The 6330-nt window shown below is 62.2% G+C and carries 12 protein-coding genes; 2 read left to right on the plus strand and 10 right to left on the minus strand.

Going from position 1 to position 6330, the window contains the following annotated elements; genetic code table 11:
• Positions 1 to 122 precede the first annotated feature (122 nt).
• Positions 123 to 257, plus strand: coding sequence for a hypothetical protein (locus GO608_RS19485; RefSeq protein ID WP_281505701.1), 135 nt, complete (start codon positions 123 to 125; stop codon positions 255 to 257).
• 141 nt (positions 258 to 398) lie between these two features.
• The gene (locus tag GO608_RS19560; protein WP_343316733.1) at positions 399 to 524 is read left to right on the plus strand and encodes a hypothetical protein; all 126 of its coding nucleotides are present in this window, start codon (positions 399 to 401) and stop codon (positions 522 to 524) included.
• Between the two features lie 314 nt (positions 525 to 838).
• On the opposite strand, the gene GO608_RS01565 is transcribed toward GO608_RS19560, so the two are convergent.
• From GO608_RS01565 to GO608_RS01610, 10 genes are all read right to left on the minus strand, one after another.
• A complete protein-coding gene (locus GO608_RS01565) occupies positions 839 to 1162 on the minus strand; it encodes a type II toxin-antitoxin system PemK/MazF family toxin (protein ID WP_169200559.1) in 324 nt (107 codons plus the stop codon).
• Positions 1159 to 1380, minus strand: coding sequence for an antitoxin MazE family protein (locus GO608_RS01570; protein ID WP_169200558.1), 222 nt, complete (start codon positions 1378 to 1380; stop codon positions 1159 to 1161). Before GO608_RS01570 ends, GO608_RS01565 begins: the two co-directional genes overlap by 4 nt.
• 227 nt (positions 1381 to 1607) lie before the next feature.
• On the minus strand, positions 1608 to 2138 hold the full coding sequence (locus tag GO608_RS01575; protein WP_169200557.1) for a GNAT family N-acetyltransferase: 531 nt from the start codon (positions 2136 to 2138) through the stop codon (positions 1608 to 1610).
• Positions 2135 to 2461 carry a type II toxin-antitoxin system TacA family antitoxin gene (locus GO608_RS01580; protein ID WP_247002748.1) on the minus strand — a complete coding sequence of 109 codons (327 nt, stop codon included), beginning with the start codon at positions 2459 to 2461 and terminating at the stop codon, positions 2135 to 2137. Before GO608_RS01580 ends, GO608_RS01575 begins: the two co-directional genes overlap by 4 nt.
• A 736-nt stretch (positions 2462 to 3197) precedes the next feature.
• Entirely contained in the window at positions 3198 to 4274 is a 1077-nt protein-coding gene (locus GO608_RS01585; protein ID WP_247002750.1) for a replication protein RepA, read from the minus strand.
• Between the two features lie 22 nt (positions 4275 to 4296).
• Positions 4297 to 4581, minus strand: a complete 285-nt coding sequence (locus GO608_RS01590; RefSeq protein ID WP_169200563.1) for a ribbon-helix-helix domain-containing protein — start codon at positions 4579 to 4581, stop codon at positions 4297 to 4299.
• A 43-nt stretch (positions 4582 to 4624) separates the two neighbouring features.
• Positions 4625 to 5266: an AAA family ATPase gene (locus tag GO608_RS01595; protein WP_169200562.1), complete on the minus strand. Its 642-nt coding sequence runs from the start codon at positions 5264 to 5266 to the stop codon at positions 4625 to 4627.
• Between the two features lie 76 nt (positions 5267 to 5342).
• Positions 5343 to 5609, minus strand: a complete 267-nt coding sequence (locus GO608_RS01600; RefSeq protein WP_169200561.1) for a type II toxin-antitoxin system RelE family toxin — start codon at positions 5607 to 5609, stop codon at positions 5343 to 5345.
• A complete protein-coding gene (gene relB / locus GO608_RS01605) occupies positions 5593 to 5820 on the minus strand; it encodes a type II toxin-antitoxin system RelB family antitoxin (protein ID WP_169200560.1) in 228 nt (75 codons plus the stop codon). The genes GO608_RS01600 and relB overlap by 17 nt, the downstream gene beginning before the upstream one ends.
• 80 nt (positions 5821 to 5900) lie before the next feature.
• Positions 5901 to 6281 (minus strand): type IIL restriction-modification enzyme MmeI, encoded by a 381-nt coding sequence (locus tag GO608_RS01610; protein ID WP_211159644.1) that lies wholly within the window; start codon positions 6279 to 6281, stop codon positions 5901 to 5903.
• Between the last annotated feature and the right edge of the window lie 49 nt (positions 6282 to 6330).

Raw genomic sequence — 6330 nt, forward strand, 5'->3', positions numbered from 1 at the left:
GTCTGCTCGGACTTTCTTTCCCCCTGAGCCGACCACGCAGGAGCAGCGGGTTTTGAACGCCTGACCGGACTTTCTTTGAACACGCCGGGTAGGCAAAGACGAGGGCGAGACGGAGGAAACCCGTGTTGATCTTGAAGCTCAGGCGCGGCCGGGTGCGGAAGGATGGCGCCCGCTCGGTGGTCCCGCTGGTCCGCACGAAGACGCGAAAATACGGACGGGTGCTCGACGAGAAGGCGCTGTCGGTCAAGACCGACTGACTTGTCACCGGCGCGCACGCAAGCGGAAAAAGCCGCTGGCTCGGGCGCCTCTACGGTAATGCCGTCGGCGTCTGGCGCGACCGGCCGGCGATCTATCTCCGCGCGGTGACGCCGCTCGGCGCGTGGGGCGACGATGAGCGAGTGCAGAAGTGGTGCGCCGGTCGGGGCGAGGACTGGCGCAAGCTCCGGGCGTGGGAGCGTACCGACCGCCTGCTGGCGTGGATCGAGGACACCCGCGCGGTGGTACTGCTCGATGACGCGCACTAACCATGCCCCGTCGCAGTTTGCTGCCGCCGGCGGGCGCCCCTTTCCCGCCGGCGGCAGCCAGGCAGCCTCGCAGAGCAGGATGCCCGTTGAGCGCCCCGGCGCGAATAAGGGACCGTGAAGTTAGGTAACCGGCTCGCACGGTTAGCTAACTTCACCCATCCTGCCCCGCGCTGCCAGCTCAACCGCACCGCTACCGGACCGAGAAGGCCGAGAAGAACACCGCAAAAAGACTGCGAAAAGATGGCGACAAGACCCCCAAAAACCTGAGAAAAAGTAGCCCATACACCGCAACTCGGCCGCTCAAATCGGCGCAATCAGATCACGCCAACGACCAGTAGCAATGCCCGATCTACCGTCTTCATCCTCTCGTCATCGAGACGGCCAAACGGTTCGCTGATTTTGTTGCGCGGCAACGTCGAAAGTTTGTCCACCATGATTTGCGAAAGCGTGCGCAAACCATTGGCGGGATTCGGCTCCACGGTCACGCGAAATGCGGCATTGCGCAGATCGCTTGTGACCGGGCACAACACAACGCTCTCCAAATCCGTCAACAAGTCTGACTGAACGACCAAGGCCGGTCGCGGTTTGCCATAGTCGCCTTGCAGGGAAACCGTTACCAGGTCGCCTCGTTGCGTCATTCCCAACCCTCAACGTGGGTTGCAGCCTCTTCGGTGAAGCGCAAAACGTCGGCTTCTGCCGGGTCGCCCTTAAGGCTTTGGCACTGCTGGCGCACTTGCGCCGCGAACTCAGGCGAACGAGTGTCCGGTACCCAAAACTGAACAGGCCGCAGCCCCGCAGCACGCATCCGCTCGCGGTGACGCGCAACCTTGCCGGTCGATTCGTGGATTGATGGCATGACGTCCTCCATTGGTTGCATGCACGGTAACATGATACTTTTCATGAAACCACAACGCAACTCAAATTGGGTCAGCTCACGAAACGGAAACAATCGTACGCTAAGGCCCGATCCATCAGGTTGGAGCCATAGAGGTCGCGAGTGGGAGTCAGGAAATGCCGAAACCTGCTCTACCCTGACGCCCGGTTGAGGTGTAGCCCAATCTGACGCCGAAGCATGCCAACGGTTTAGCGTGCTTTATTTTCCGTTTTCCGAGAAGCCTGCAACGTTGCCAGCGGCAGGAAAAGCGTCAATGGCGACTCGGGCAGAGCGATGAAACCGTGATAGCGGTAGAAGGCCGCTGCTGCCTCGTCCTTGGCGTCCACCATCAAGGCATAGAAGGCATAGGCGGCGATCTCCGAGCGGGCGGCACGGTCGAGCGCATCGGCCAGCAGCGCACCGCCTAAACCCTGGCCCTTGAAAGCCTGATCGACGGCCAAGCGGCCCATGCGAACCGCTGGCACAGTCGGATAGCGCGGCAGCTTCTTGCCGGTGCTGGCCGGAAGATCGGTCAGCAACAGGCTTGCCGACGCCAGGGTGTAGTAGCCCGCGATGCGACTCCCGTCCCCCAAGGCCACGAAGCAGGCCGCCACGCGGCGGCGAATGTCTTGGGTGACTTGCTCTCGCAGGTAGCGGTTCAGCGGTTCGGAATCGCTGTTGAACGCGGCACGGTCATGCGCGGCATCGAGCGGCGCGAGCAGGAACGGAGCGCTGCTCATTCAGTGCGCAGGAGCTTGCCACGGTGAGCAAAAGCACGTTCCAGAACCGGTGACGGCTGCGGCGGCGACAGCAGCGCCTGTGCGAAGCATTCCTGATCGGCCAGCGACAGGCGGATGACTTCGGCTTGCTCGATGGCGCGTTGCGCGGCGTCCTGGACGGCGGCCACAACGAAATCGGTCATGGTGCGCCCCTGAAGTTCAGCGGCACGCTTGAGCATCGAATGCAGCTCGGCGCTAATCCGGGCTTCCAGACGGGCGGTATTGATGGCCGCGGGCATGGTGTTGTCCTCCTGCTGGATACTATGCGGCAGATTGCCGTACATCTCCACATCGCTACCGTACGATTTTTCCCGTTTCGTGAGAGGACCCCGGCTAGGACGAAACCACCTCAGTGCAGCTGGTGCGCGATGTGCTCGTGCAAGCGGGAAACGAGGTCGCAGAGGGCGTAACGTCCGCACATGGTGGGGCGGCCCCAGTCCCCCTCCAAAAAGTGCATAGAAGGCCGATTCTGGCCCTTCGGCAGAGGAGAACAAAGGGGATGGGGTTCGAGCACGAACGCTCAGAGCGTCCTGGCTTTTCTGCAGAACGTTTTTAATGACTATCGAGATCCGCAGGCGCCATGCAGGGCGGCAGGTGGTCGGGCTGTGGTGGTTTTTCGTTGGTCTCGCCCGCAGGGCCTCGACGATGGGGAGGGGGGGCCGGCTTGCCGGGGGAACCCCGTAGGGGTGCCCCTCGCCCGGCTCGGAATTCGCAAATTATCCCCAGCAAGCACGACCCATTACAGGTCAAAAGTTAAAGGAAAAAGCTAAAGGCAATACCTAAAGGTTTAGGGGGGGTCTGATTATGCGCATTAAGGGGGTCCGATTATGCGCAAAACGCCCCTCCAAGGGGGGTCGGATTATGCGCGCGAGGGGGGTCGAATTATGCGTGGACAACTCGAGCTACCCACAGGCTTACCCCGAGAAGCCTCAAGGAGGCCACTAGAACTTATGGCTTAGAGGGAAGCAAGCCCGGAGGGGTCCGATTATGCGTCACACCATAAATCCCAAATGCAAACGATTATTTATATTGAATAGGCGGCGGCGATGGGTAAAGGAGCAAACCGCCCGTCACCTGCTGGACTTTGGCCTTCGGATAGACGGCCAGCACCTTCTTCAGCGCCGGCAAAAACTTCTTCCTGAAGTCCTTGTCTGGCTGGGCGCCCTGGTACTCCTGCCCGAACTGCTCGCGCAGGGACTTCCAGTGCAGCATCAGCGGCCGGCCGCTGATGCGGTGCAGCCGCTCGGCGAGCATCGCGTAGATGTCCATCGCCAGCGCGGAGCCCTTGAGCGCGTACATCGCGCGCACGTCTTGGGGAACGGCGTGGTCGACGAGAGACTTATAGTAGTCGTCCGAAAACGTGATCACCCCGGGCCACAACGGGCGCTGCTGTGAGTCGCGCGGCTGAATCCAGGCCTCGAACTGCTTCACCGGCTGGCCGTTGTACGTATAGGCCCGCCCGGCGGCGTTGAAACCGAGGGTCATGTGGCAGGCCGCCAGCGCCTGGATCTGCTTCTTGAAGCTCGTCAGGGTGCCGTTCTTGCCGCCCGTGCTCTCCTTGCCGAGCATGCGCAAAAATTCGGCGGCACTGTCGCCGACGGGGATCACCGGCGAGCGGCTCCGAACGGCCTGGGTATTGAGCCATGCAAGGACGAGGCGCGGATTCGCGCCGTAGGGGATGGGCTGCTGGATGAGCTGCTGGCCGTCCCATAGCGCACCGGCCGTCACGCGCAGCGCGGCGCCGCCGCAAACCCTCTCGAAAACGGTCAGCCCTTCGACCGCCTTCGGACCGCGGGGCAGGCCGACCTGGCAAAGAATCGCATGCAGATAGGCAATATCGCTACCGCTAGGCTCATTGGTGAGGATCGTTGCAGCGGAGTCGATCAGATCGGAAACGATGGCAGTTCCGCGCGCCGGCGCGGCGGCCTGGACCGTGCCAGACGGGGCGAAGAGGTCGTCCGCCGGGCCGGCGGACTTCGGCAGACGGCCCGGCTTGCACGTTCCTGCCGTACGCCGTGCGATCTCCGCCGCCTGCACCGGATCGAGACCTTTCGCGGCCAACTCCCGCGCGTACTCGTCTTCATCAAACAGCGACATGCTCCCTCCGCTCGGGCGCTCGTCAGTTCTTCCGCAAACCGTCGATCGTCAAACCGTGCTCGACGGCGCGATAGATCGCCATGTTGATGACCGCGGCACGGCTTTGGCCCAGCTCGGCCGCGAGTGCGTCGACCTTCTCTAGCAGGGCGGGGGGCATGGTCAGCGTGATCTGTTGCCGCTTGCCCTTGATGACGCCGCGCGGCTTCTTCGGTGAGTCCGGGGCGCCGGAAATGAAGGCCTCGACGGCAGCGTCATCACTTGTGGTGGGGGTCTTGTTCGCGTTGGGTACAGGACGGGTGATAGCCATTTTATTACACCGTTTGTAATCGTGTTAAGATTGTAAAATAATATTAAAACACTATGTTTAACAGTGCATTCAGTTCTTCACAGGCCTTCTTGTCGGCAGGCTTGAGTTCAAGGACGGACAGACCTTGACCGGCTGCGTTGGCAAACGACTTGCGGCGCCGTAGCGGGGTCGGCAGCAGTTCGAGTTGGGGGAAGTCGGCGACCGCCTCGGCTGCCTCGGCGTTATCGGTGGAGGCCTCGCCGGGGTCGGCGCAGTTGAGCACAGCGCAGGCGCGCAGGCCGTCGCGCACGCTGCGCGCCTCGTCGATCAGGACGACGATCTGCCCGAGCGACCAGACATCGAAGCTGCGCGGCTGGAACGGGATCAACAGCACGTCGGACAGGGTGAGCGCGGCGCGCAGCGCGGTAGAGTCACGTCCACCCGCGTCGATGATGATGTCGTCGAACTTGTGCGCCTGCTGCTGTACTTGGGCGCGCAGCACCGGACCATCCGGGTAGGCTGCGCAGGCAATGCCGGGCGCGTGGCCACGGTGAGCGCGGATGGCTATCGCGTCCTGTGCGGTGCCCTGGCGGTCACCGTCGATCAGCCACACGTCACGGCCGGCGATGGCGCGGGCGATGGCGATGTTCAGGGCGAGGGTGGTCTTGCCGACGCCGCCTTTGGTGTTACCGACCGTTAAGATCATTTGCGATTGTTTTTAATATTAAAACAATATTTAAACGCTATCTTAGACACTTGAAATAGCAATTACACTGCGGCTTTCAGCGATACACCTCACGCCGGTTTCCCATCTGTACGACAAGCACCCGCATCTGTCCATCCTGCAGCTCGCAGATGACCCGGTAATTTCCCACGCGGTAACGCCACAGATCGCCCAGCGGGCCGGTAAGCGCCTTGCCGGCGCTGCGCGGATCCCCGCTGCCGATCACCCGGCTGTTGAGGTAGTCGAGGATGCGGCGGGCCGTGGGTTTGTCGAGGCCACGCAACTGCTTGAGCGCGGTGTCGGTGTAATCAATCGTCCAGGCCAAGATCCGCCCTCACGTCCGCGGCGGAGTGCACCGGCTCTTGGCCCTTGCGCACACGTTCGAGCACATCGGCTGCGAGGTAGTAATCCTCCATGTCCTCGATGCCCTGCTCGATGATCTGGCGCAGGTAGTACGCCTTGCTGCGGCCGGTGGTGGTAGCCAGCAGATCAAGCCGGCGCTCGATCTCGGTATCAAGTCGGATGGAAGTAGGCATGACCGCTCCTAATGAATACATGTATTCATTAAAGCACAACGAGGGGTCGGCGTCGACGGCCGACCTGGTGTGCGGGCAGCTCAGGCCACAGCGGGCGCTGAACGGCGGCGCTTCGGCTTGCTGCCTTCGGTCGGCTGCAGGCTGGTGAGCTGCTGATACAGGCCAAACAGAAAGGCCACGCGCGCGGCATCGGTGGAGGCGCCCTTGTAGCCATAGGCGGCGTCCACGGCGGCGTCGAGTTTTTGGTGACATTTCACCAGATCGGGCGGCATGGTGAGCGGGTCGTACAGATCGGCCAGGCTGGCGCCCGGATGCGCGGCGCGCGCATCGAGCACGGCTTGCGCGGCGGCCTTGATGGCGGTGCGTTGCTTGTCGGTAGGGGAGGGCCAGGGAAAATTGTTGTAGACGATGCCGGCAGAGTAACGAATCCGACTTTCTAGGCGCCCACAAACACCGCGCACTCAAGCGTTGTGGAGGGTTGAAGTCAGGATGCCGAAGTCAAAAGTTGAT

Source organism: Aromatoleum buckelii, assembly GCF_012910785.2.
In the GTDB taxonomy this organism is placed as follows: Bacteria; Pseudomonadota; Gammaproteobacteria; order Burkholderiales; family Rhodocyclaceae; genus Aromatoleum; species Aromatoleum buckelii.